We start from the raw sequence: 24,040 nt of genomic DNA on the forward strand, positions 1-24,040 counted from the left end.
CACGGTAGGCACGCCGCCGTGCTGCCCGCAGCGGATTCCGCTCAGCTCGCTGCGGGTGGTCCAGACCGAGGACGACGCGGGTCAGCCCGCGACGAGCTCGGGCACGCCCAGCACACGGGCGCGGCGGCGCAGGTCGGCGGCGCCGAGCGTCTCGGCGATGAGCACGGCCTCCGTGAGCTCGGCACCGGGGTCGCGACCGGTCGAGACCAGCAGACCGGCGCGGTCGAGCAGGCCGTGGGCGAGCTGGTGCGGGAAGCTCGCGGCACGCAGCCGCGCGACGGCCCGCAGCGACGCCGCCTCGACCTCGTCGTCGGGGGCAGCGGCAGCGGCGAGCAGGAGTGCGTCCACGGCCGCCAGGTCCCCGCGCAGCACCGTCGGGGGAGCCCCGTCGTCGAGAGCGGCGTCGAGCTGGGCACGCAGTGTCCGGACGCCGTCGGCGTCGCCGGCCTCGAGCCCGGCGCGGGCCGCGACGGCGAAGCTCCAGCACACCGACTCGTCGACGACCTCGAGCCCGTCGCCGGGGGTCAGCAGCGCCGCCAGGGCGGCCCGGGCATCGCCCGACTCCGAGGCCAGCACGGCGTCGACCCAGCGCGTCAGGCCGACGTCCTGCACGTCGTCGGAACGCCGCAGCTCGTCCAGGCCCGCGCTCAGCTCGACCGCCGCGTCGAGGTCGCCGGCGAGGGCGGTCAGCACGACGCGCAGGGCCAGCAGGTAGCCGTGTTCGAGGCCGTTGTCGTCCATCGCGACGTCCAGCTCGGCGCGCGCCGCCGCCCAGGTCCCGGTGGCGAGGCGCGCGACGACGCCGTTGAAGACCGCGGTCGCGAGGCTCTCGCGGTGACCGTGCAGCCGCGCCAGCTCGGCGGCGCGGCCCGCGGCCTCGAGCGCCGCGGCCGGGTCGGTCGTGGTGAGCAGGCCCGAGACGTTGAGCGCGGCGCGGGTCGCCACCGAGGTCGCACCGACGCGGTCGGCGAGCGTGCCGGCGTAGGTGAAGCTCGCCAGACCCTGCTGGACCCGGTGGCTGAACAGGTGCGCGATGCCCTGGGTGAGGAAGAGGTTGGCGATCTGGTCGAGGGGTGCGTCGAGCTGTTGCGCGAGACCGAGGCTCTCCTCCGCGAGGGCTCGCGCCGCAGTCCCGTCGCCCAGGAACGCCTCGGTGGCGCAGGCCTGGCCGAGCAGCTCGACGGTGTCGAGGTCCGGTCGCTCCCGCAGCTGCGGGGAGACGGCGCGGTAGAGCTCGCGAGCCTCGGCCAAGCGCCCGAGCATCCGCAGCGCCCGGACCTGGTGCACCTGGGCCGCGGCGACGGCGCGCGGCTCGTCGAGGCGCCGCGACAGCGCCGCTCCCTCCTCGGCCGCGCTCAGGGCCCGCGGGTGGTCGCCGGCGTGGGCCCAGCTCAGCGAGGCCTGCACCGAGAGCTCGGCGGCACGGGCCGGGTCGGTGTCGACCACGAGTCCCGCGGCGCGGTGCAGCAGGGAGCCCGCCCGCTCGGGTGCCCCCGAGCGCGACGCGCGCTCGGCACCGCGCACCAGGCTGTCGAGCGCCCGACCGGCGATGTCGGCGCGGTCGGGGTCGGTGGCCGACGACGCCTCGAGCGCGTCGAGGTAGTGCTGGGCGACCACCTCGGCGACGTCCTCGCCGCGGAAGGCCCGGTCGTGCAGGTGCGCGGCCACGGCGAGGTGGCGCGCCTTGCGGTCGCGCCGGGACAGGGTGGCGTAGGCGACCGAGCGGAGCATGCCCTGGCCGAAGGTGAAGGTGTGGCGCGTCGCGGCGAGCGGGTCGGCGCTCACGTCGAGGACGCCGCGCCGCACGAGCTCGGCCAGCCCCTGCTCGACCTGCTCGCGCGGACGCTCGCTGACCCCGGCCAGCGCGTCACCGGAGAAGCGCGGCCCGAGCACGGCGGCGTCGGCGACGAGGGCACGCAGGCCGGGCGCGAGGGCGTCGAGCCGGGCGGCCAGGAGGCCGTGGAGCGAGTCGGGCACGGTGAGGGTGCCGATCTCCCCCACGAGGTGGTAGGCCCCGCCGATCGGCACGATCGCGTCGCGGTCGATGAGCGAGCGCACCGTCTCGACGGCGAACAACGGGTTGCCCTCCGCCTGCGCGACGATCGCGGTCACCGCCTGCTCCGGCAGGTCTCGCACCAGCGCGGTGACCAGGGCGCGCATCGACGCCTCGTCGAGCGCCTCGAGGGGCAGCGTCGTGCGGTGACGACCCAGGCCGAGCCCGGGGCGGCGTTCGAGCAGCTCCTCGCGCGCCATCACGACGACGTGCACCGGCACCTGCCGGGCCCAGTCGACCAGGTGCTCGAGGAAGTCGAGCAGGCCGTCGTCGGCGTGCTGCGCGTCCTCGACGACGAGCACGACGGGCGCGGAGGCGGCCAGCTGCTCGAAGAAGAGCCGCCACCCCGCGAAGAGGTCGTCGCGCTCCAGGGTGCCGCCCGGGTCGTCGGGGTGGGCGAGGCCCAGCAGCCGGGCGAGGCGTACGCCGGCGAACGCGCGCCGCGCCTCGTCGGGCACCAGCTCGGCGAGCTGCTCGACCAGTCGCTGGGAGGCGGCGTCGGCGGGCAGGTCCTCCCCGATGCCGAGTCGTTGCCGCACCGCCTCGGCGAGGGCGCCGTAGGCGATGCCGTCGCCGTAGGCCAGGCACCGGCCGCGGTGCCACAGCAGCCGGTCGGCGAGGCCGTCGGTGTACTTCTCGAGCTCCCAACCGAGCCGGGACTTGCCGCTGCCGGCGGGACCGCTCACGACGACCAGGGCCGGCACCGAGCGGTCGGCCGTGGCGTGGAAGAGCTCGCGCAGGCTCCGCTCGGTGGCCTGGCGGCCCACCAGCGGAGCCTCGAGACCGTCGATGCGGCGCGCGCCGCCGACGTTGGCCTGCACGCGCGTGGCCTCCCACAGCTCGACCGGAGCGGCCTTGCCCTTGAGGGCGTGGCTCCCGGCGGGGGAGTAGCCGATCGCGGCCGCCGTGAGGCGCTGGGTGGTCTCGTCGACCCAGACGTGGCCGGGCCGTGCCGTCGCCTGCACCCGGGCCGCGGTGTTGACGACGTCGCCCGCGACCATGCCCTCGCCGACCGCCCCGACGGTGACCGCGACCTCGCCGGTCACGATGCCGGCGCGCAGCGACAGCGGCTGCTGCGCCTCGCCGAGCTCGGCCACGGCCGCGACCAGGTCGAGGGCCGCACGGACGCTGCGTTCCGCGTCGCCTTCACGAGCCACGGGGGTGCCCCACACGGCCATCACGGCGTCACCGATGAACTTCTCGACGACCCCGCCGTAGCGCTCGACGACGGTGCGCGCGCTCGCGAAGTACGCCGACAGCAGGTCGCGCACGTCCTCGGGGTCGCGACCCTCAGAGGCCGTCGTGAAGCCGACCAGGTCGGCGAAGAGCACCGAGCAGACGCGGCGCTCGCTCACCGGGGTCGCGGGGCCTAGCGGGGCTGGAGGAGTCGCCGGGGCACCCGCGAGCGCGTGACCGCACTCCCCGCAGAAGCGCTGCCCGGCCGGGGCCGCTGCGCCGCACGTCGGGCAGCTGCGGGCCAGCGCGGTGCCGCACTCGCCGCAGAAGCGCTGCCCGGCGGGGTTCGACGTCCCGCAGGAGTCGCAGGTCAGCACCGGCTCATCGTAGAGGGGCTCCGCCGCCCTGCCCGACGACGGATCCGTCGCGGACGAACTGCGCCAGCAGCTGCGGCATCGCCTCGTGCGCGACCCGCACCGCCTCGTCCTCGGGTACGTCGAGCACCTCGACGGCCTGCGACCCGCCGGCGGTGGTCGCGACCAGGGTGGTGAGCCCGGCTCGTCGCTGCCACCAGGTGGCGCGGAGGTTCCAGCCGATGACGTGCTCGACCGCGAGCACGCGGCGGCGCCGCACCAGGCTGCCGCTGCGCGACGCGAGGTGCCCGTCGACCAGGGCGTGGCCCAGGGACCGGGACCGGTCGGCGGCGAGCGCTGCGGCGATCGGCAGCAGGACGACGCTCACGAGCACCCAGCTCGGCGCCCCGAGCGCCACCGCGACGACGGCGGCGGCGACCGGCACCAGGGCCGGTAGCAGGGCCCGGGTCCACCGCCGCCGGACGGCGCGGGGGCCGTGGGGCACGAGCGGCCCGGTCGCGGGAGCCCGGGTGCCGAGCACGACGTCCGCGACCCGCTCCGCGACGCCCCGGGGAGCGGGCGGCACGAGCAGCGAGCTGCCCGCCTGCTTGCGGTCGAGCCCGGTGACGATGGCCGAGAGCCGCGCCCCCCGGGCCAACCGGAGGCCGAGGGGCTCCGAGAGCCCCACGCCGGCGACGCGGTCGACGTCGAGCGTCGTCTCACGGGTGGTGAACAGACCGCGGGTCAGGTGCCAGTCGCCGCTCCCGGGCACGCGCGTGAGTCGGAAGCCCCAGTTCGTGACGACGTACCCTCCGACCGCGAGGAGCGAGACCACGACCAGGGCGACCAGCAGCACCACGACGACGAGCACGCCGAGCGACAGCGAGGGCGCGTCGAGGCGGTCGGGATCGAGCCGGTCCCACCCGCCGACGCTGTTGAGCAGCTGACTGGCCGCCCCGAACGCCGCCGCGGCGATCACCACGCCGCTGCCGGTGAGCGGGGCGTAGCGCAGCCACGCCGGGTCGAACTCGACGACGGGGGGCTCCGGCGCCGGGGGCGTGGTGGCGCCAGGGACGGCCGGGCTCGCCGGCCCCGCGCGCAGCAGCTCGGCGCGCAGCTCGCGGGCCCGGGCCACGGGCAGGCCGTCGAGGTCGAGGCCGTCCTCGTCGGTCGCGGCGGTGCCGGTGCCGATGCGCACGGTGGTGAGGCCCAGCACGCGGTGGACCGGGGAGGAGGTGAGGTCGACGGTGCGCACGCGGTCGACGGGGGTCGAGAGCACGTGCCGGTTGAGCAGCCCGCGCTGCAGCTCGATGCGGCCGTCGCCGATGCGGAAGCGCGTCGTCAGGTAGCGCACGAGTCCGAGCAGCACCGGGACGGCGACGAAGGCCAGCTGCCAGGTCTCACCGCCCGCGGCGCTGCCGGCCAGGACCAGCAGGACCAGACCCGGGAGGAACCGGACGAGCTCGCGGATCGGGTGCACGAGCAGCATCCGCGGGTCGAGCCGCTGCCACTCCGAGTCGCGCTCGATCTCGGGCTGGAGCTCGGGCTCGCTCACGTCGCGTCGCCCTCGACGGCGTCGGCCTTGACCGTCAGGTCGTCGACCAGACGCCGCGCGACGTCGCGGTCGAGCCCGGCGATCTCGAGCGCCCCGGCGGCCGAGGCGGTCGTGACGGTGACGGTGGCGAGGCCGAACAGGCGCGCGACCGCGCCCTCGACCAGGTCGACGGTCTGGATCCGTGACATCGGGGCGATCCGGCGTTCGCGGGCCCACCAGCCCGTCTGGGTGTAGACCGCGGTGTCGGTGACCTCCCAACGGTGCACGAGGTAGCGCCACTGCGGGACGACCGCGGTGTAGACGACATCGGCGGCCACCAGCAGGACCCAGACCCACCACGGCAGGTCGAACAGGTCGATCCAGACCGCCAGCACCACCAGCACGGCGAAGACGACGGTCGACTCGACGACCGAGCTCGTGACCCACATCGTCCGCGCCCTCGGACTCACCCGCTGACCCGGCTCGCGCAGCTCCACGCGGCGACCCTATGCGGCGGCAGGGACACCCTCGCCCGGTGGTTGAGGAGGCCGGCTACGGCGCCAGGGTTCGGTGGTTGAGGAGGCCGGCCACGGCCGTCTCGAAACCACTGCTTCGGAGTGTGGTTTCGAGACAGGACTTCGTCCTTCCTCAACCACCGGCCGGTCGCTTCCTCAACCGCCGGCCGGTCGCTTCCTCAACCACCGGTGGAGCGGGCGGTGCGGGTGACGAGCAGCAGCAGGCCGCCGGCGAGGAGCGACCAGAACGCCGCGCCGACGCCGCCGAGCACGTAGCCCGAGGCGGCGACGACGAAGGTGAGCGCGGCGGCCTCGCGGTGGTCGGGGTCGGCCAGGGCGGTGGCGGCGGAGGAGGCGAAGGCCCCGATGAGGGCGAGGCCGGCCACGGTCTCGAGCAGGCCGTCGGGGGCGGCGGTCGCGACCGCGGTGACGACGCTGGCCGAGGCCCCGAGCACCAGGTAGGTGATGCCGTTGCTGACCCCGGCGACCCAGCGGCGCGCCGGGTCCGGGCCGGCGCCGGGGCCGGCGGCGATGGCCGAGGCGATCGCGCCGAGGTTGGTCGAGAAGCCGCCTGCGCCCGCCGTCGCGACCGTCGTGGCGCCGGCGTACGCGAGCACGCCGCGCAGCGGGGCGGGGTAGCCGAAGGACGCGAGCACCGCCACACCGGGGATGTTCTGGCTGGTCATCGTGACCAGGTAGAGCGGCATCCCGATCGCGACGGCGGCCGCGAGGTCGGGGTGCGGGGTGGTCCAGCTGAGCGTCGGCACCAGGTCGTCGGCGTGCGCACCGCCGAGCGAGCCGGTCACGACGATCACGACGACGGCGGTCACGAGGGCGAGCGGCGTCGCCCAGCGGCGCGCGACCCGCAGCGCGACCAGCCAGGTCAGCAGGACAGGACCCACCGCGGCGGGGGCGTCGGCCAGGGCCCGGAACGGCTCGATGCACAGCGTGAGCAGCACCCCGGCCAGCATCGCGTTGGCGAGCGAGGACGGGATCAGCTGCACCCAGCGGCTCAGCGGCGCGACGAGGGCGGTCAGCAGGTAGAGCGCCCCGGCCACGACGAACGCACCCACGGCGGCGGCGTAGCCACCGCCCGGCACGGTCGCCGTCGCCAGCAGCGCGGCACCCGGTGTGGACCAGGCCATGGTGACCGGCGTCCGGGTGAGGAGGGAGAACGTCAGCGAGCCGAGGCCCATGACGACCGTGACGACGAGCAGCCCGGACGCCGCCTCGTCCTGGCTGGCGCCCACCGCCCGCAGGCCGGTGAGCACCACCGCGAACGCCGCGGTCCAGCCGACGAGCGCGGAGACGATCCCGGCGACGACCGCCTGGCCGAGCTCCGCCCGGGTGCCGGCGTTCAGTCCTTGATCTCCGCGATCACGGCCCCGTTGGTGACGGTGGCGCCGACCTCGGCCTGCAGGCCGGTGACGGTGCCGGCCTTGTGGGCCTTGAGGGGCTGTTCCATCTTCATGGCCTCGATGACCACGACGGTGTCGCCCTCGGCGACCTGCTGGCCCTCGGTGACGACGACCTTGACGACGGTGCCCTGCATGGGCGAGGTGACGGCGTCGCCGGAGGCGGCGGCGCCGGCCTTCTTGGTGGCCTTGCGCTTGGGCTTGCCGGCCCCGCTGTTGGACGAGCCGGTCGACACCGAGCCGAGGCCGCCGGGCAGGACGACCTCGAGGCGCTTGCCGCCGACCTCGACGACCACCGACTGGCGCTCGCCGGCCTCGCCTGTGTTGTGGGGCTCGGCGGCGTCGCCGGCGAAGGGCTCGATCTGGTTGTCGAAGTCGGTCTCGATCCAGGTGGTGTAGACGTCGAAGGAGCCCTCGCCGGAGGGGTTCGAGGCGCCGACGTAGGCGGGGTCGGACACCACGGTGCGGTGGAAGGGGATGACGGTGGGCATGCCGTCGACGACGAACTCGTCGAGAGCGCGGCGCGAGCGCTCGAGGGCCTGCTGGCGGGTGGCGCCGGTGACGATGAGCTTGGCGATGAGGGAGTCGAACGAGCCGGGGATGGTCTCGCCGTTCTCGTAGCCGCCGTCGAGGCGGACGCCGGGGCCGCTGGGCGGGGACCAGGCCGAGAGGGTGCCGGGGGCGGGCATGAAGTTGCGGCCGCCGTCCTCGGCGTTGATGCGGAACTCGATGGAGTGCCCGCGGATCTCGGGGTCGTCGTAGCCGAGCTCCTCGCCGGCCGCGATGCGGAACATCTCGCGCACGAGGTCGAGGCCGGTGACCTCCTCGGAGACGCAGTGCTCGACCTGCAGGCGGGTGTTGACCTCGAGGAAGGAGATGGTGCCGTCGGCGGCGACGAGGAACTCACACGTGCCGGCGCCGTAGTAGCCGGCCTCGCGCAGGATCGCCTTGGACGAGTCGTAGAGACGGGTCATCTGGTCGTCGGTGAGGAACGGCGCGGGAGCCTCCTCGACGAGCTTCTGGTGGCGCCGCTGCAGGGAGCAGTCGCGGGTGGAGACGACCACGACGTTGCCGTGCTGGTCGGCCAGGCACTGGGTCTCGACGTGGCGGGGCTTGTCGAGGAACTTCTCGACCAGGCACTCGCCGCGCCCGAACGCCGTGACCGCCTCGCGGACCGCGGACTCGTAGGCGTCGGGGATCTCCTCGAGCGTGCGGGCGACCTTCAGGCCGCGGCCGCCGCCGCCGAAGACGGCCTTGATCGCCACCGGCAGGCCGTTGGCCTTCGCGAACTCGACGACCTCGTCGGCGTCGGCGACGGGGTCCTTGGTGCCGGGGGCGAGGGGGGCCTGGGCCTTCTGGGCGATCTGCTTGGCCTTGGCCTTGTCGCCCAAGGCCTCGATCGCGGCGGGCGGGGGGCCGATCCAGATCAGCCCGGCGTCGATGACGGCCTGGGCGAAGTCGGCGTTCTCGGCGAGGAAGCCGTAGCCGGGGTGGACCGAGTCGGCGCCGGTCTTCTCCGCGACCGCGATGATCTTGGCGATGTCGAGGTAGGACTCCGCGGGGGTGGCGCCGCCCAGGGAGTGGGCCTCGTCGGCCAGCCGCACGTGCAGCGCGTCGCGGTCGGGCTCGGCGTAGACCGCCACGGACCCAATCCCGGCGTCCTTGCACGCCCGGATGACGCGCACCGCGATCTCACCGCGGTTGGCGATCAGGACCTTCTGCAACGACCTCGTCTGCACAGGCTTCGTGTCTGCCACTCGCGCAGGCTATCGCCGCCGTCCACCCGCAGGCCTGTGGGGATCGTCTCTTCTGTGGTTAGCGATCGTTAACCTCACCGGCTACCGTGGGGCCATGGAGTTCGAGCTGTCCCGTGAGCACGAGGAGTTCCGCCAGAGCGTGCGCGAGTTCGCCGAGGCCCAGATCGCGCCGCACGCCGCGCAGTGGGACCGCGAGCACCACTTCCCGGCCGACGTGGTGCAGCAGATGGGCAAGCTCGGGCTGTTCGGGCTCACCGCCCCGGAGGAGTACGGCGGCGCGGGGGAGGACGGCGACTTCACCAGCCTGTGCGTGGCGATCGAGGAGATCGGGCGCGTCGACCAGTCGATGGGCATCACGCTCGAGGCCGCGGTCGGGCTCGGCATCAACCCGGTGCTGACGTTCGGCACCGAGGAGCAGAAGCAGACCTGGCTCCCCGACCTCGTGGCCGGTCAGCGGCTCGCCGGGTTCGGCCTCACCGAGCCGGGCGCCGGCTCCGACGCGGGTGCCACGCGGACGCGGGCCGAGCTGGTCGACGGCGAGTGGGTCGTCGACGGCGCGAAGCAGTTCATCACCAACTCCGGCTCCGAGATCACCAGCCTCGTCACGGTGACCGCGCGCACCGGCGAGCGCGCAGACGGTCGCCCCGAGCTCAGCGCGATCATGATCCCGGCCGGTACACCCGGCCTGACCGTCGAGAAGGCCTACGACAAGCTCGGCTGGCACGCCTCCGACACCCACCCGCTGAGCTTCGCCGACTGCCGGGTGCCCGAGTCGCACCTGCTCGGCGAGCGCGGTCGCGGCTACGCGCAGTTCCTCGCCACCCTCGACGACGGGCGCGTGGCGATAGCCGCGCTCGCCGTCGGCTGCATCCAGGCCTGCCTCGACCTCTCCCTGCAGTACGCCGGCGAGCGCCAGACCTTCGGGGTGCCGATCGGGCGCAAGCAGGGCGTGGCGTTCCAGATCGCCGACCTGCAGGTGATGCTCAGTGCGAGCCGGGCGCTGACCTACCAGGCCGCAGCCATGAAGGACGCCCTCGACCGCGGCTCGTCCTCGCTGTCGACGGCCGCCTTCAAGCAGGCCGCGGCCGTCGCGAAGCTCTACACCACCGAGTCCGCCGTCACCGCGACGCGGATCGCGACCCAGGTCTTCGGCGGCTACGGGTTCATGGAGGAGTACCCCGTGGCCCGGTTCTACCGCGACGCCAAGGTGCTCGAGATCGGCGAGGGCACCTCCGAGGTCCAGCGCATGCTCATCGCCCGCGGTCTGGGCCTGCCGGTCGAGTAGGGGTGCGGGGGCGCCGTCCGGGTACCCCGGGTCCGTGCCCCGCCCCCGCGTCCTCGCTCTCGTCCAGGCCGGAGGCGTCGGCGGCCGCATGGACGTGCTGACCCGCGAGCGGGCCAAGCCGGCGCTGCCGTTCGCCGGCGTTCTGCAGCTCGCCGACTTCCCGCTGTCCAACCTCGCCCACTCCGGCATCAGCGACGTCTGGCTCTCGCTGCAGTTCCAGGGCTCGACCCTGCAGGAGCAGGTGGCCAACGGTCGCCCCTGGGACCTCGACCGCAACCTCGGTGGCCTGCGCATCCTGCTGCCGCACGAGGGCACGGGCGGTCTCGACGAGGAGGGGTTCGCCCGCGGCAACGCCGACGAGCTGTTCCGCTTCCGCGACCAGCTCGACGAGTTCGGCCCCGACGTCGTCCTGGTGATGAGCGCCGACCACGTCTACCGCCTCGACTACACCGAGGTGCTCGACACCCACCGCGAGCACGGGGCCGAGTGCACCGTGGTCGTCACGCGTACGCCGGACGGCGACGACCCGCGCGACCACGCCGTCGTCGAGCACGACGAGCAGGGCCGGGTGACCGGCTTCGCCTACAAGCCCGACGAGCCGGCCGGTGACACGGTCGCCTGCGAGGTCGTGGCCTACGACCCGGTCGTGCTGCGCGAGGTGCTCGAGGAGCTGCACCGCGAGCTGGGTGCCGACGCCGACGCGGGCGACACCGGCCTCGGCGACTTCGGGGACCACCTCCTGCCGCGACTGGTCGAGCGCGGCCGCACGGTCGTGCACCGGCTCGACGGCTACTGGCGCGACCTGGGCCAGCCACACCTCTACCTGCGTGCGCACACCGAGGTGCTGGGCGACGACCTCGACCTGCTCGACGTCCGCGGCTGGCCGATCCTGTCGCGCCAGCCGCAGCGGCGGCCGGCGCGGGTCCTCGACGGCGCCCGCGTCGTCGACAGCCTCGTATCGCCGGGCTCGACCGTCGCCGGCACCGTCGAGCGCAGCGTGCTCGGGCCCGGGGTGGTGGTCGAGGCCGGTGCGCACGTCATCGACAGCGTGGTCTTCGCCGACACCGTCGTGCGGGCGGGGGCGCAGGTGCGCTTCGCCGTCGTCGACACCGGGTGCACCCTCGAGCCGGACGCCCGCCTGGACGGTGGCCCGGACGCGCTGGAGGACCCCGACCGCGTCACGCTCGTCGGCCGGGGCTGCTCCGTGCGCGGGCACCTGCCCGCCGGCAGCCGGCTCGAGCCGGGCACGACCCGCTGAGGGAAGCGGCCAGACCCGTTCGTGTGACCCGGTTCACGACGGGGTACTGCGCTGTGGTTCAACGTTCCACCACTCACAGCAGACCCACAGCACCGACACCTCGGAGGTCAGCGTGGTCCCGGTCCCGTCCTTCCTCGCCCGTGAGCGCATCGTCGCTGCTCCCGGCTTCAACCGCTGGCTGATCCCGCCCGCCGCCCTGGCAGTGCACCTGTGCATCGGGCAGGTCTACGCCACGAGCGTCTACAAGACGGCCCTGGTCGAGCACTTCGACGCCTCGCTGACCTCGGTCGGGGTCATCTTCAGCATCGCGATCGTGATGCTCGGGCTGTCCGCGGCGGTCATGGGCACGTGGGTCGACCGCAACGGCCCCCGCGCCGCGATGTTCTTCGCCGCCTGCTTCTGGTTCGCCGGGTTCATGGTCGGCGCGCTCGGCATCGGGACCGGGCAGCTGTGGCTGGTCTACCTCGGCTACGGCGTGATCGGCGGCATCGGACTCGGCATCGGCTACATCTCGCCGGTCTCGACGCTGATCAAGTGGTTCCCCGACCGGCCGGGCCTCGCCACCGGCATGGCGATCATGGGCTTCGGCGGCGGCGCGCTCATCGCGAGCCCCCTGTCGGGCCGCCTGCTCGGCGCCTACGACTCCGGCTACGACTCGACGGTCGCGGGCTCGGTCGCGAGCGGGCACGCCGTGATGCTGCTGTTCCTCACCCTCGGCATCGTCTACCTCTGCTTCATGATGTTCGGCGCCTTCTCCGTGCGGGTCCCGGCCGACGACTGGCGCCCCGACGGCTTCGACCCGAGCACGGTCAAGCAGCAGAAGATGGTGACCACGGCGAGCGTGAGCGCCGCCAACGCGATCCGCACCCCGCAGTTCTGGCTGTTGTGGGTCGTGCTGTTCTGCAACGTCACCGCCGGCATCGGCATCCTCGAGCAGGCCGCGCCGATGATCCAGGACTTCTTCCGCGACGGCGCCGACTCCACGGTGAGCGCGGCCGCGGCGGGTGGGTTCGTCGGTCTCCTGTCGATCGCCAACATGGCCGGCCGCTTCGTGTGGTCCTCGACCTCCGACGTCATCGGCCGCAAGCCGATCTACATGCTCTACCTCGGCGCCGGGCTCGCGGCGTACGTCCTGCTGGCCACGGTCGGCCCCAACTCCACCGTGCTGTTCGTGCTGTTCGCGGCGATCATCCTGTCCTTCTACGGCGGTGGCTTCGCCACGATCCCGGCCTACCTGCGCGACCTGTTCGGCATCTACCAGGTCGGTGCGATCCACGGCCGGCTGCTGACCGCCTGGTCGGCGGCGGGGGTCGCCGGGCCGCTCATCGTCAACGCGTTCCTCGACGCCGAGGGGACGCCCGGTGAGCTGACCGCCGCGGCCTACCGCGGTGCACTGTTCACGATGGTCGGCCTGCTGGCGGTCGGCTTCGTCGCCAACCTGCTGGTGCGACCGGTGTCCGAGAAGTACCACGAGCCGAAGAGCCGCACCGCGGCCGAGCCGGAGAGGAGCCGAGCATGAGCGCACGTGTCGCCGTCGCCTGGGCGGTGGTGGGGATCCCGCTGGTCTACGGGATCGTCGAGACCCTCAACAAGGCGGCGTCCCTCTTCACGAAGTAGAGGAGGACTAGGCTCCACCTGTGGAGAAGCCCTGGAGACGGTTCGGCCTCGAGGCCAGCCGCTTCCTCGCGGTGGGCCTCGTGGCCACGGTGGTGGCCCTGATCCTCTTCAACTGGCTGGTTCACGGCTTCGGCCCGCTCCGCGGGGCGTGGCTGAACGACGACCCCGAGGTCGCCTACGTGCTGGCCAACGCGGTCGGCATGGTCATCAGCTTCCGCGGGACGAAGGTCTGGGCCTTCCGCGACCGGCGCACCCGGCACGCAGACGGCGGACTGGTGGCGTTCGTGGTCATCAACCTCGCCACGATGCTCATCCCGATCACCTGCCTGTCGGTGAGCCGCGGCCTGGGGCTCGACGACCCGGTCTCCGACAACGTCTCGGCCAACGTCATCGGGCTGGCGCTGGGCAACGCCGCGCGGTTCTTCCTGTTCCGCACGTTCGTCTTCCTGCGTGTCGACGACCCGGAGATGACCCTCGACCTGCACTTCTGCGAGCTCGCCGAGCCCGGTGAGGCAGGAGAGCCCGGGGGGAGCGGCGCTACGACCACAGTTCCACCCACCGGTGACCCAGTCGCGCCACCAGTGCCCGGAGCAGCGGCAGGCTGACGCCCACGACGTTGTGGAAGTCGCCCTCGATGCCGGTGACGAACGCGCCGCCGTACCCGTCGACGGTGAAGGCGCCCGCGACGTGCAGCGGCTCGCCCGTGGCGACGTACGCCGCGATCTCGGCGTCGTCGACGTCCGCGAAGCGCACGGTCGTCGAGGCCGTGGCCGAGACCGTCTCGCCGCTGACGGTGTCGTGCAGGCTGTGCCCGGTGTGCAGCACCCCGGAGCGGCCGCGCTGACGTCGCCAGCGCTCGGTGGCCACCTCGGGGGTGCCGGGCTTGCCGAGCGCCTCGCCGTCGAGGTCGAGCACCGAGTCGCAGCCGAGCACGAGTGCCCGCTCGGGCAGGTCGTCGCGAGCGGCGACGGCGGCGCACTTGAGCTCGGCCAGGCGCAGGGCGAGCTCGGCGGGAGGCAGCGGCCCGAGCTGGTCCTCGTCGACGCCCGAGACGATCACGGTCGGCTCGATGCCGGCCGAGCGCAGCGTCGCGAGCCGCGCGGGGGACTGCGAGGCCAGCACCAGCGCGGGCCCCGTGCTCACGTCAGCACCTCCAGCGCCTCGCCGAAGGCGCAGCGGGTGAGCGCGGCGAGGGGGAGCGACTCGTCGAGGTGCTCGTGGGCGCGGATCGAGAGCATCACGTTGAGCAGCATGCCCTGGGCGATGAACTCCTCGGCCTGCTCGTCCGTGCAGCCGGTCGAGGCCACGACCGCGTAGATCGCCCCCATCCCGGCGCGGGCCCGCGCCGCGATCTGCTCGTCGCCGCTCGCCGCGAAGCCGTGCATCATCACCATGAGCAGGTCGCGGTCGGCCAGCAGGTCGGTGTAGGCGTGCCCCAGGCGCCCCCAGTCCTCGGGTTCCTCGGGGTCGAACGGCGCGTCGGCGAGCACGCGCTCGAAGGCCCGCCGCACCTCGGCGCAGGCCAGCTCCAGCACCTGCAGGAACAGCTCCTGCTTGGAGCCGAAGGTCCGCACGACGTAGGGCTGCGACACGCCGGCCTCACGGGCCACCTCGTCGGTGCTGGTGCCGGCGTACCCGCCGCGGGAGAAGGCCCGCAGGCCCGCTCGCAGCAGCTGCTCACGTCGGTCGTCGGCGCTCATCCGGGCCCGGGTCTCGGTGCTCACGCTTGACAGGTTATCAGTCGATGCCTACCGTCTGGAGTGCCGGTAATCATTCGATGCCTACAACTCGTCCGAGACGGAGACCCTCGATGACCACGACCCTCGACGCCGCCCCGGAGGCGGCCGCCTCCGCGCCGCGCCGGCGCGTGCCCGTCTGGCTGGCCGTCGTGGCCGCCTCCCTGCCGATGTTCATGGCGACCCTCGACAACCTCGTGATGACCAGCGCCCTGCCGGTCATCCAGGTCGACCTCGACGCCTCGGTCGGCCAGCTGTCGTGGTTCATGAACGCCTACACCCTGGTCTTCGCCACGCTGATGCTCCCCGCGGCGACGCTGGGCGACCGGCTCGGCCGTCGCCGGGTGATGCTGGCGGGGATCGCGGTCTTCACGCTCGCCTCGGTGGCGGCGGCGCTCAGCTCCTCGGCGGAGGCGCTCATCGCCGCCCGGGCCGTGCAGGGCCTCGGAGCGGCGGCGATCATGCCGCTCTCGCTGACCCTGCTCGCCTCGAGCGTCCCGCCGGCCGCCCGCGCCGTCGCCATCGGCGTCTGGGGCGGCGTCTCCGGCCTCGGCGTGGCCCTCGGGCCGGTGATCGGCGGCGCGGTGGTCGAGGGCGTCAGCTGGCAGGCGATCTTCTGGCTCAACGTGCCCGTCGCGCTCGTCGCCGTGCCGCTGCTGCTGCTCGCCGTCCGCGAGTCGCGAGGGGCCTGGCAGCGCCTCGACCCGGTCGGCACGGTGCTGCTCGGCGGTGCGGTCTCGCTCGGCATCTGGGGGATCGTGCACGGCAACGACGACGGGTGGGGCTCGCTCGGGGTGCTCGGCCCCCTCGTCCTCGCCGCGGTCCTCGTGCCGGCGTACGTCGCCTGGGCGCGGCGCCGCGACTACGCCGTGCTGCCGTTGCGGCTGTTCGCCTCGCGCGGCTTCTCGGTCGCCAACGTCGTCGGGCTGAGCTTCACCATCGGCATGTTCGGCACGGTCTTCCTGCTCTCGCAGTACCTCCAGATCGTGCAGGGCTACTCGCCCTTCGAGGCCGGCCTCCGCACGCTGCCGTGGACCGCCGCGCCGATGGTCGTCGCCCCGATCGCCGGGGCGCTGGCCGCGCGCACCGGGCTGCGGGCGCTGCTGGTGACCGGGCTGAGCCTGCAGACCGTCTCGCTGGTGTGGTTCGCGGTGCTCACCGAGAACAGCTCGGCGTACCCGTCGTTCGTGCTGCCGCTCGCGCTGGCCGGCGTCGGGATGGGGCTGACCTTCGCGCCGAGCGCGACCGCCGTGCTGGAGGGCCTGCCCGACCACGACTTCGCGACCGCGTCGTCGGCCAACTCGACCATCCGCGAGTTCGGGGTGGCGCTGGGCATCGCGCTGCTCACCGCGGTCTTCCTCGGCAACGGCGGTCAGCTGACGCCGACCGGGTACGACGGCGCGATCGGTCCGGCGCTGCTCACCGGCGCCGGTGCGGTCCTCGTCGCCGTCGTCGCCGCGGCGTTCGCCCCCGGGCGGCACCGCTAGATCGACCTAGCGGGGCAGCCCGCTGGAGCGCCACCCGCCGGGTCCGGCGGGGAGGGTGCGGCGCAGGCCGCGGTGGGGTGCGGACCACTCGGGCCTGCGTCGGGGCGCGGCCGCCGGCTCGCCGCCGGCGGCGGCGAGCACGGCGACCAGGGCCGCGAGCTCCTCGGGGGTGGCGTCGCCGCGCACCACCCTGAGGAACGGGACTCGCTCCGCGGGGGAAGGCGAGGTGCTCGCTCCGCTCGCGCTGTCTTCTGTTCCGCCCATTCGGGCCTCCTTCGTCGGCGAATGAGCGGTCAGAGCGGGATGTTCCCGTGCTTCTTGGCGGGCAGCACCTCACGCTTGGAGCGCAGGAGGCGCAGCGCCCGCACCACCTCGGCGCGGGTCTCGTGGGGGTGGATGACGGCGTCGACGTAGCCGCGCTCGGCCGCGACGTAGGGGTTGGCGAGGGTCTGCTCGTACTCGTCGATCAGCTCGGCGCGCTTGGCCTCGACGTCGCCGCCGTCCTTCTCGACCTTGGCGAGGGTCTTGCGGTGCACGATGTTGGCCGCACCCTGGGCGCCCATGACCGCGATCTGCGCCGTGGGCCAGGCCAGGTTGATGTCGGCGCCGAGGTGCTTGGAGCCCATGACGTCGTAGGCGCCGCCGTAGGCCTTGCGGGTGATGACGGTGACCAGCGGGACGGTGGCCTCGGCGTAGGCGTAGATCAGCTTCGCGCCGCGGCGGATGATGCCGTTCCACTCCTGGTCGGTGCCGGGCAGGAAGCCGGGCACGTCGACGAAGGTCAGCACCGGGAGGTTGAAGGCGTCGCAGAACCGCACGAACCGCGCGGCCTTCTCGGAGGCGTCGATGTCGAGGGTGCCGGCGAACTGCATCGGCTGGTTGGCCACGACGCCCACGGGGTGGCCCTCGACGCGGCCGAAGCCGACCACGATGTTGGGCGCGAACAGCTCCTGGACCTCGAGGAAGTCGCCGTCGTCGGTGACGGCGGTGATGACGTCGTGGATGTCGTAGGGCTGGTTGGCGCCGTCGGGGATGAGGGTGTCGAGGGCGAGGTCGGTCTCGCTGGGCTCGAGGTCCGAGGTGTCGTCGTACGTCGGGGGCTCGTCGAGGTTGTTCTGCGGCAGGTAAGACAGCAGCGCCTTGACGTACTCGATCGCGTCGTCCTCGTCCGAGCCCATGTAGTGGGCGTTGCCGGACTTGGTGTTGTGGGTGCGCGCGCCGCCGAGGTCCTCCATGGAGACGTCCTCGCCGGTGACGGTCTTGATGACGTCGGGGCCGGTGATGAACATCGCCGAGGTCTGGTCGACCATCACGGTGAAGTCGGTGACCGCGGGGGAGTAGACGTGCCCGCCGGCGCAGTTGCCCATGATCATCGAGATCTGAGGGATCACGCCCGAGGCGTGGACGTTGCGGCGGAAGATCTCGCCGTACAGGCCGAGGGAGACCACGCCCTCCTGGATGCGGGCCCCGGCGCCCTCGTTGATGCCGATGATCGGGCAGCCGGTCCTGATGGCGAGGTCCATCACCTTGGTGATCTTCTCGCCGTAGACCTCGCCCAGCGAGCCGCCGAAGACGGTGAAGTCCTGGCTGAACACGCACACCTGGCGCCCGTCGACCGTGCCGTAGCCGGTGACCACACCATCGCCGTAGGGGCGGTTCTTCTCCAGCCCGAACGCCGTCGAGCGGTGCCGCGCCAGCTCGTCGAGCTCGACGAACGAGCCTTCGTCGAACAGCATCTCGATCCGCTCGCGAGCGGTCTTGCGGCCCTTGGCGTGCTGCTTCTCCACCGCCTTGGCCGAGCCTGCGTGGACCGCCTCGTCGAGGCGTCGGTCGAGGTCGGCGAGCTTGCCCGCCGTGGTGTGCGTGTCGATGTCCTCGGGGACGTCGGTTCCTTCACCGGGCTGCGCGCTCATGGTTTCCTTCCGTCGACTGGAGGTCACGATAGTGACCGTGAGCCCCGCTGCCGACGAGAGCCCAGCCACGGACCGCCCGCCGCTCGACTCCACCGCACTGTCGGCCGACGGCGCCCTGCTGCCGGGGCTGCGGGTCGAGGTCGTCGAGGAGACGGGCTCGACCAACGCCCTCGTGGCCGAGCGCGCCCGGGCGGGCGAGCCCGAGGGGCTCGTCGTCGTCGCCGAGCACCAGACGGCCGGGCGCGGTCGCCTCGACCGTCGCTGGGAGACGCCGCCGCGCGCCGCCCTGACCTTCTCGGTGCTGCTGCGCCCGAGCGTGGCGCCGGCCTCGTGGCCGTGGCTGCCGCTGCTGGCGGGCCACGCGGTCGGCAAGACCCTGCGCGCCGTCGGCCACGACGCCGCGGTGAAGTGGCCCAACGACGTGCTCATCGACGGCCGCAAGGTCGCCGGGCTGCTGGTCGAGCGGGTGGACTCACCCGCCGGTCCGGCCGCGGTCGTCGGCATCGGGCTCAACGTCAGCACCTCGCGCCAGGAGCTCCCGGTGCCCGAGGCGACCTCGCTGGCCCTGGAGGCGGGCGGTGCGCCCGACCGCACCGCGCTGCTGGTCGACCTCCTCGCCACGCTGGGGGAGTCGTACGCCGCCTGGCAGGCGGGTGGTGCGGCGGCCGAGGCGCGGCTCGCCGAGTCCTACGCAGCCGCGTGCGACACCGTCGGGCGCGAGGTGCGCGTCGACCTGCCCGCGGCGCAGACGCTGCACGGTCGCGCGACCGGCGTCGACAGCAGAGGACGGCTGCTCGTCGAGCACGACGGCACCACCACCGCGGTGGCCGCGGGCGACGTCGTCCACGTGCGCGCACAGGAGCGCCCGCAGGACTGAGGGACGCGAGTGCCCCGGCAGTGACATGATCGGCCCGTGGCCATCTCGCGCAAGCTCCTCAACGAGGGGGAGGAGGTGCTGGCGAGCATGCGCCAGCACCCGAAGGCACTCTTCCCGGCGATCTTCGCGCTGGTCGTCCTCCTCGCCGTCGGGGTCGCCGTCCAGACGCTCATCGACCAGCACGTCGTCACGCTCGTCGTCTGGGCGCTGGTCGCCGTCGGCGTGCTGTGGTGGGTGGCGCGCCCGGTGCTGCTGTGGGCCGTCGCGGTGCACGCCATCACCGACCGCCGGATCATCACCCGCTGGGGCGTGCTCACCCGGCGCGGCCACGACATCCCGCTGAAGCGGGTCAGCGACATCTCGATCGAGATCAACCTCATCGACCGGCCGTTCGGCTGCGGGACGCTGATCATCACCGACGCCTCCACCGACGGCACCGTCTACCTCCACGACATCCCGCACGTCGAGCGGATCAAGCTGCTGATCCACAACATCGTCCACGAGCTGCCCGACGCCCACCCGCGCACCGAGGGCGTCTGAGCGGTGTCGGATAACGGTGTCTGACCGGCCCGAGGAACGGCCGGAGGAACGGCCCGAGGAGCGTCCCGAGGCGGAGCCCGAGCGTCTGGAGCAGCAGATCCTCGGGGAGGTGCGCCTGTTCACCGCGGCCGAGATCGCCGCCGAGACCGGTGTCGACCTCGAGCGGGCCCGCCGGCTCTGGCGCGCGCTCGGCTTCCCGGAGTACGACGAGACCTCGGCGTTCACGCGCGCGGACGCCGAGGCGCTCACGACCATCGACGGCATCGTCGAGTCCGGCCTCGTCGACTTCGACCTCGCGGTCAACCTCGCCCGCGCCGTCGGCCAGACCATGGCCCGCCTGTCCGACTGGGAGGTCTCGGCGCTGCTCACCCGTGTGCTGCAGCTGGCCCGGGAGCAGGCGAGCGGCGACCAGGAGACCCTGGCCATCGGGCTGAGGATGATCGAGGAGTTCAGCGTCCCGTTCGAGTCGCTGCTCGTCTACGTCTGGAAGCGTCACCTCGCCGCCGCGGTCGCCCGCACCGAGGCCCTCGGCGCCCGCGAGGAGGACGTCAACACCTCGCGCCTCAGCGTGGGGTTCGCCGACATCGTCTCCTTCACCGCGCTGTCCAACGAGCTGACCCAGGAGCGCATCGGCGACCTCGTCGAGCTCTTCGAGGGCCGGTGCGCCGACGTGGTGGCCTCCCAGCGCGGCCGGGTCATCAAGTCGATCGGCGACTCGGTGCTGTTCGTGCACGAGGACCCGATCGCGGCGTACGAGATCGCCGAGGGGATCATCACCGTCATCGGCCGCGACTCCCGGATGCCCGACGTCCGCCTCGGGCTCGCCACCGGCTCGGTGGTCCTGCGGCTCGGCGACGTCTTCGGCCCCCCGGTCAACCTCGCCTCGCGCCTCACGGCCGTCGCCCGCCGCAACCGGATCATCGTCGACGACGAGACCGCCGAGCAGCTGCCCTCCGACCAGTTCGAGACCCGCAAGCTCCCCGCTCGCCCCGTCCGCGGCTTCGGCCTCGTCGAGCCGGTCGCCGTACGCCGCCACTGAGCTCGGCCCGTCGCGAGAGTGGTTCCAGACGGCCGTAGCCGGCTTCCTCAACCACCGGGGCCGGTGGTGAGGAAGGACGAAGTCCTGTCTGGAACCACGTCAGGTCGGCACAGTGGTTCCAGACGGTCGTTGCACGACCTCCTCAACCACCGATCGGCTGCGCCGATAGGGTCGGAGCGTGGCAGAGCTCGCTCCGACGGTGGCGGTGATCGGGGGCGGCCAGCTCGCCCGGATGATGGCGGAGCCGGCCGCGGCGCTGGGGATCCCGCTGCGGCTGCTGGCCGAGGCCGAGGGGGTCAGCGCGGCGCAGGTGGTGCCCGACCAGCTCGTCGGCGACTACCGCGACCTCGACGTGCTGCGCCGGGTGACCGCGGGCGCCGCGGTGGTGACCTTCGACCACGAGCACGTGCCGACCGAGCACCTGCGGGCGCTGCAGGCCGAGGGCGTGGCGACCCGCCCCGGGCCGGAGGCACTCGTCCACGCCCAGGACAAGGCCGTGATGCGGCGCCGGCTCGCCGAGTTGGGCCTGCCCTGCCCGCGCAACGCGGTGGTGGCCGACGTCGCCGAGGTCGAGGCGTTCGGGTTCCCGTGCGTGCTCAAGACGACCCGGGGCGGCTACGACGGCAAGGGCGTGTGGTTCGTGCGCGACGCCGCGGAGGCCGAGCCGGCGTTCACCGCGGCCGCCGACGCGGGCGTCGAGGTGCTCGCCGAGGAGCTCGTCGACTTCCGTCGCGAGCTGTCGGCGCTCGTCGCGCGCAGCCCGAGCGGCCAGGCGGCGGCCTACCCCGTCGTGGCCTCGACCCAGCTCGACGGTATCTGCCACGAGGTCGTCGCCCCGGCGCCCGACCTCGACGACGAGCTCGCGAGCCAGGCCCAGCACGTCGCGCTGACGCTCGCCAAGGAGCTCGACGTGACCGGTGTGCTGGCCGTCGAGCTCTTCGAGACCAACGACGGCCGCATCCTCGTCAACGAGCTCGCGATGCGCCCGCACAACACCGGCCACTGGACGCAGGACGGCGCGGTGACCAGCCAGTTCGAGAACCACCTGCGCGCCGTGCTCGACCTGCCCCTCGGCTCGCCCGCCCCCCGCGAGCGGTGGACCGTGATGGTCAACGTCCTCGGCGGCCCCGACCGCGAGGACGGCACCGCCGTCGGTCGGCTCTACGACGGCTACCCGCACGCGATGGCCCGCGACCCCCGGCTGCGGGTGCACCTGTACGGCAAGGAGCTGCGGCCGGGCCGCAAGGTGGGCCACGTCAACGCCTACGGCGACGACCTCGAGGACTGCCTGGAGCGCGCCCGCCACGCGGCGGCGTGGTTCCGCGGCGACCTCGGCAACGAGAGCGAGTAGAGCAGTGACCGAGACACCCCAGGTCGGCATCGTGATGGGCTCCGACTCCGACTGGCCCGTGATGGAGCTGGCGGCGAAGGCGCTCGAGGAGTTCGACGTGCCGTTCGAGGCCGACGTGGTCTCGGCGCACCGGATGCCGCAGGAAATGCTCGACTACGGCAGGGACGCCGCCGGGCGCGGCCTCCGGGTGGTGATCGCCGGGGCCGGGGGAGCGGCGCACCTGCCGGGCATGCTCGCGGCGGTCACGCCGCTGCCGGTGATCGGCGTACCGGTGCCGCTCAAGACCCTCGACGGGCTCGACTCGCTGCTCTCGATCGTGCAGATGCCGGCCGGGGTGCCGGTCGCCACCGTCGCCATCGGCGGCGCGCGCAACGCCGGGCTGCTCGCCGTGCGCATCCTGGCCGCCACCGACCCGGCGCTGCAGGAGCGGATGACGGCCTTCCAGGCCGAGCTCAAGCAGAGCGCCCACGCCAAGGGCGAGGTCGTGCGTCGCGGCGCCGGACCGCGCCGGGTGGGCTTCTAGTCCGTGCCGACCGGGGGTGGCGCGGCTAGGCTCGTCGGCCTCGACGTCGCCCGCTGCCTCGCGCTCCTCGGCATGGTCGCGGCGCACGTCCTCGACGACAGCCCGCTCGTCGACGGCCGCGCCTCGGCGCTGTTCGCGGTGCTGGCCGGGGTGAGCCTGGTCCTGCTCGACCGGCGTACGACGCGCCGCGGGATCGCGGTGCGCGCGGTGCTGATCGCGCTGCTCGGCCTCGCGCTCGGCGAGCTCGACACCGGCATCGCGGTGATCCTGACCTACTACGGCGTGCTGTTCGTGCTCGGCCTGCCGTTCCTGCGGCTGCCCGCGCGGGTCCTGTGGCCGCTCGCCGCACTGTGGGCGGTGGCCGCGCCGGTCGGATCCTACCTGCTGCGCCCCGAGCTGCCGGAGCGCCAGACCGCGAGCCCGGCGTTCGACCAGCTCGCCGAGCCCGGCCACCTGCTCTCCGAGCTGCTGTTCACCGGCTACTACCCGGCGGGCGTGTGGCTCGCCTACCTCCTGCTCGGTCTGGCCATCGGGCGCAGCGACCTGCGCAGCCCGGTGCTCCAGGCCCGGCTCGTTGCGCTCGGTGCGCCGCTCGCCCTGGCGGCGTACGCCGTCTCGCGGGTGCTCACCGCCCAGCCCGGCCTGGCCCGGGTGGAGGTCGGCGAGACCTTCTACGGCACCACGCCCACCGGCGACGGCGCGGCGTGGCTGCTGGTCGTGGCCCCGCACAGCGGCACGCCGTTCGACCTGCTGCAGACCGGCGGGTGCGCGATGGCCGTCATCGGCCTGTGCCTGCTCGTGGCCGGGGCGCTGCCGCCCGGAGGAACACGGCCGCTGGCCGTGCTCTTCGGGGCGGGCACGATGACGCTGACGCTCTACACCCTGCACGTCGTGATGCGCACCGACCGGGTCTGGCCGGCCGAGGAGCCGGGCTCCTACGGCTGGCACGTGCTGGTGCTCGTGGTGATCGGCGCCGCCTTCGTCGCCGCCCGTCGGCGCGGACCTCTCGAGTCCGTCCTCGCGCGCGCCGGCGCTTCACTAGGCTCGCGCCCATGAGCGCCGTGAGCCACGTCCCGCAGTTCTTCGTGCACCAGAAGTTCGCCATGACCACCAACCGCTACGAGGCGGTCGACCCGGCCGGGCAGACGCTGGCCTTCGCCGAGCAGAAGCGGCTGGCGTTCAAGGAGGAGGTGACCTTCTACACCGACAAGTCGAAGAGCCAGAAGGTCTTCAGCTTCAAGGCGCGCAAGCGGATCGACCTCAACTCCGGCTACGACATCTTCGCCGCCGACGGCGAGCAGATCGGCTTCTTCCGCAAGGACTTCGGCGCCAGCCTCATGCGCTCGACGTTCCACATCGAGGGTCCGGGCTACACCGGCACCGGCCAGGAGCGCAGCCAGTGGATCGCGGTCATCCGCCGCTTCACCGACATCCCGTTCCTGCCGATCCACTTCGACTACGTGAGCTCCGAGGGCCAGCCGCTGCTCGGCGTCGAGCGCCAGGGCAGCGTCCGCGACCGCTACACCGTGCACGTGCCCGACCAGCGGGTGGACTTCCGGGTCGCCGCGGCCGTCGCGGTCGCCATGGACGCCCTCATGGGGCGCTGAGCCC

At 73.4% G+C, this 24,040-nt stretch carries 22 protein-coding genes; 13 read left to right on the top strand and 9 right to left on the bottom strand.

What is annotated here, in order from left to right; all coding sequences use genetic code 11:
- Nucleotides 1–81: 81 nt before the first annotated feature.
- The 5 genes from GRQ65_RS08120 to GRQ65_RS08140 all read right to left on the bottom strand — a co-directional run bounded on the left by GRQ65_RS08120 (nt 82) and on the right by GRQ65_RS08140 (nt 8,803).
- Nucleotides 82–3,606 (bottom strand): adenylate/guanylate cyclase domain-containing protein, encoded by a 3,525-nt coding sequence (locus GRQ65_RS08120; protein WP_160877036.1) that lies wholly within the window; start codon nt 3,604–3,606, stop codon nt 82–84.
- Between the two features lie 4 nt (nt 3,607–3,610).
- Entirely contained in the window at nt 3,611–5,137 is a 1,527-nt protein-coding gene (locus tag GRQ65_RS08125) for a PH domain-containing protein (RefSeq protein WP_202387786.1), read from the bottom strand.
- Nucleotides 5,134–5,613: a PH domain-containing protein gene (locus GRQ65_RS08130; RefSeq protein WP_202387787.1), complete on the bottom strand. Its 480-nt coding sequence runs from the start codon at nt 5,611–5,613 to the stop codon at nt 5,134–5,136. Before GRQ65_RS08130 ends, GRQ65_RS08125 begins: the two co-directional genes overlap by 4 nt.
- A gap of 197 nt (nt 5,614–5,810) precedes the next feature.
- On the bottom strand, nt 5,811–6,992 hold the full coding sequence (locus tag GRQ65_RS08135; RefSeq protein WP_160877338.1) for a benzoate/H(+) symporter BenE family transporter: 1,182 nt from the start codon (nt 6,990–6,992) through the stop codon (nt 5,811–5,813).
- A complete protein-coding gene (locus GRQ65_RS08140; protein ID WP_337191564.1) occupies nt 6,989–8,803 on the bottom strand; it encodes an acetyl/propionyl/methylcrotonyl-CoA carboxylase subunit alpha in 1,815 nt (604 codons plus the stop codon). The genes GRQ65_RS08135 and GRQ65_RS08140 overlap by 4 nt, the downstream gene beginning before the upstream one ends.
- Before the next feature lie 94 nt (nt 8,804–8,897).
- Here GRQ65_RS08140 and GRQ65_RS08145 point away from each other — a divergent pair, with 94 nt between their 5' ends.
- The 5 genes from GRQ65_RS08145 (at nt 8,898) to GRQ65_RS08160 (ending at nt 13,568) form a co-directional block, all read left to right on the top strand.
- The gene (locus GRQ65_RS08145) at nt 8,898–10,088 is read left to right on the top strand and encodes an acyl-CoA dehydrogenase family protein (RefSeq protein WP_160877038.1); all 1,191 of its coding nucleotides are present in this window, start codon (nt 8,898–8,900) and stop codon (nt 10,086–10,088) included.
- 34 nt (nt 10,089–10,122) lie between these two features.
- On the top strand, nt 10,123–11,346 hold the full coding sequence (locus GRQ65_RS08150; RefSeq protein ID WP_160877040.1) for a sugar phosphate nucleotidyltransferase: 1,224 nt from the start codon (nt 10,123–10,125) through the stop codon (nt 11,344–11,346).
- Between the two features lie 112 nt (nt 11,347–11,458).
- A complete protein-coding gene (locus GRQ65_RS08155) occupies nt 11,459–12,865 on the top strand; it encodes an OFA family MFS transporter (RefSeq protein WP_337191565.1) in 1,407 nt (468 codons plus the stop codon).
- Nucleotides 12,862–12,963, top strand: a complete 102-nt coding sequence (locus GRQ65_RS24310; RefSeq protein WP_439331850.1) for an MFS transporter small subunit — start codon at nt 12,862–12,864, stop codon at nt 12,961–12,963. Before GRQ65_RS08155 ends, GRQ65_RS24310 begins: the two co-directional genes overlap by 4 nt.
- Nucleotides 12,964–12,983: 20 nt before the next feature.
- On the top strand, nt 12,984–13,568 hold the full coding sequence (locus GRQ65_RS08160; RefSeq protein WP_160877042.1) for a GtrA family protein: 585 nt from the start codon (nt 12,984–12,986) through the stop codon (nt 13,566–13,568).
- Here the strand turns inward: GRQ65_RS08160 and GRQ65_RS08165 are convergent.
- Nucleotides 13,501–14,106: a Maf family nucleotide pyrophosphatase gene (locus GRQ65_RS08165; RefSeq protein ID WP_160877044.1), complete on the bottom strand. Its 606-nt coding sequence runs from the start codon at nt 14,104–14,106 to the stop codon at nt 13,501–13,503. The genes GRQ65_RS08160 and GRQ65_RS08165 overlap by 68 nt on opposite strands.
- The gene (locus GRQ65_RS08170) at nt 14,103–14,687 is read right to left on the bottom strand and encodes a TetR/AcrR family transcriptional regulator (RefSeq protein WP_337191566.1); all 585 of its coding nucleotides are present in this window, start codon (nt 14,685–14,687) and stop codon (nt 14,103–14,105) included. The genes GRQ65_RS08165 and GRQ65_RS08170 overlap by 4 nt, the downstream gene beginning before the upstream one ends.
- A gap of 86 nt (nt 14,688–14,773) precedes the next feature.
- On the opposite strand from GRQ65_RS08170, the gene GRQ65_RS08175 reads away from it, so the two are divergent.
- The gene (locus GRQ65_RS08175) at nt 14,774–16,186 is read left to right on the top strand and encodes a DHA2 family efflux MFS transporter permease subunit (RefSeq protein WP_160877046.1); all 1,413 of its coding nucleotides are present in this window, start codon (nt 14,774–14,776) and stop codon (nt 16,184–16,186) included.
- Nucleotides 16,187–16,192: 6 nt separating this feature from the next.
- Here the strand turns inward: GRQ65_RS08175 and GRQ65_RS23345 are convergent, their stop codons facing one another.
- Both GRQ65_RS23345 and GRQ65_RS08185 read right to left on the bottom strand, forming a co-directional pair.
- Complete coding sequence (locus tag GRQ65_RS23345; protein ID WP_337191567.1) at nt 16,193–16,375, bottom strand: acyl-CoA carboxylase epsilon subunit; 183 nt, start codon at nt 16,373–16,375, stop codon at nt 16,193–16,195.
- 104 nt (nt 16,376–16,479) lie between these two features.
- Nucleotides 16,480–18,099 (bottom strand): acyl-CoA carboxylase subunit beta, encoded by a 1,620-nt coding sequence (locus GRQ65_RS08185; protein WP_160877050.1) that lies wholly within the window; start codon nt 18,097–18,099, stop codon nt 16,480–16,482.
- Nucleotides 18,100–18,136: 37 nt separating this feature from the next.
- On the opposite strand from GRQ65_RS08185, the gene GRQ65_RS08190 reads away from it, so the two are divergent.
- The 7 genes from GRQ65_RS08190 (at nt 18,137) to GRQ65_RS08220 (ending at nt 24,036) form a co-directional block, all read left to right on the top strand.
- Complete coding sequence (locus GRQ65_RS08190) at nt 18,137–18,976, top strand: biotin--[acetyl-CoA-carboxylase] ligase (RefSeq protein ID WP_337191568.1); 840 nt, start codon at nt 18,137–18,139, stop codon at nt 18,974–18,976.
- A gap of 36 nt (nt 18,977–19,012) precedes the next feature.
- Nucleotides 19,013–19,516, top strand: coding sequence for a PH domain-containing protein (locus GRQ65_RS08195; RefSeq protein WP_160877054.1), 504 nt, complete (start codon nt 19,013–19,015; stop codon nt 19,514–19,516).
- A gap of 16 nt (nt 19,517–19,532) precedes the next feature.
- On the top strand, nt 19,533–20,555 hold the full coding sequence (locus GRQ65_RS08200) for an adenylate/guanylate cyclase domain-containing protein (RefSeq protein ID WP_160877056.1): 1,023 nt from the start codon (nt 19,533–19,535) through the stop codon (nt 20,553–20,555).
- 178 nt (nt 20,556–20,733) lie between these two features.
- Nucleotides 20,734–21,906 (top strand): 5-(carboxyamino)imidazole ribonucleotide synthase, encoded by a 1,173-nt coding sequence (locus GRQ65_RS08205; protein WP_160877058.1) that lies wholly within the window; start codon nt 20,734–20,736, stop codon nt 21,904–21,906.
- 4 nt (nt 21,907–21,910) lie between these two features.
- Nucleotides 21,911–22,429, top strand: a complete 519-nt coding sequence (gene purE, locus GRQ65_RS08210; RefSeq protein WP_337191569.1) for a 5-(carboxyamino)imidazole ribonucleotide mutase — start codon at nt 21,911–21,913, stop codon at nt 22,427–22,429.
- Between the two features lie 3 nt (nt 22,430–22,432).
- Complete coding sequence (locus GRQ65_RS08215) at nt 22,433–23,485, top strand: DUF418 domain-containing protein (RefSeq protein WP_160877060.1); 1,053 nt, start codon at nt 22,433–22,435, stop codon at nt 23,483–23,485.
- Nucleotides 23,482–24,036 (top strand): LURP-one-related family protein, encoded by a 555-nt coding sequence (locus GRQ65_RS08220; protein ID WP_160877062.1) that lies wholly within the window; start codon nt 23,482–23,484, stop codon nt 24,034–24,036. Before GRQ65_RS08215 ends, GRQ65_RS08220 begins: the two co-directional genes overlap by 4 nt.
- Nucleotides 24,037–24,040 lie beyond the last annotated feature (4 nt).

Source organism: Nocardioides flavescens (genome assembly GCF_009823805.1).
GTDB lineage: Bacteria > Actinomycetota > Actinomycetes > Propionibacteriales > Nocardioidaceae > Nocardioides > Nocardioides flavescens.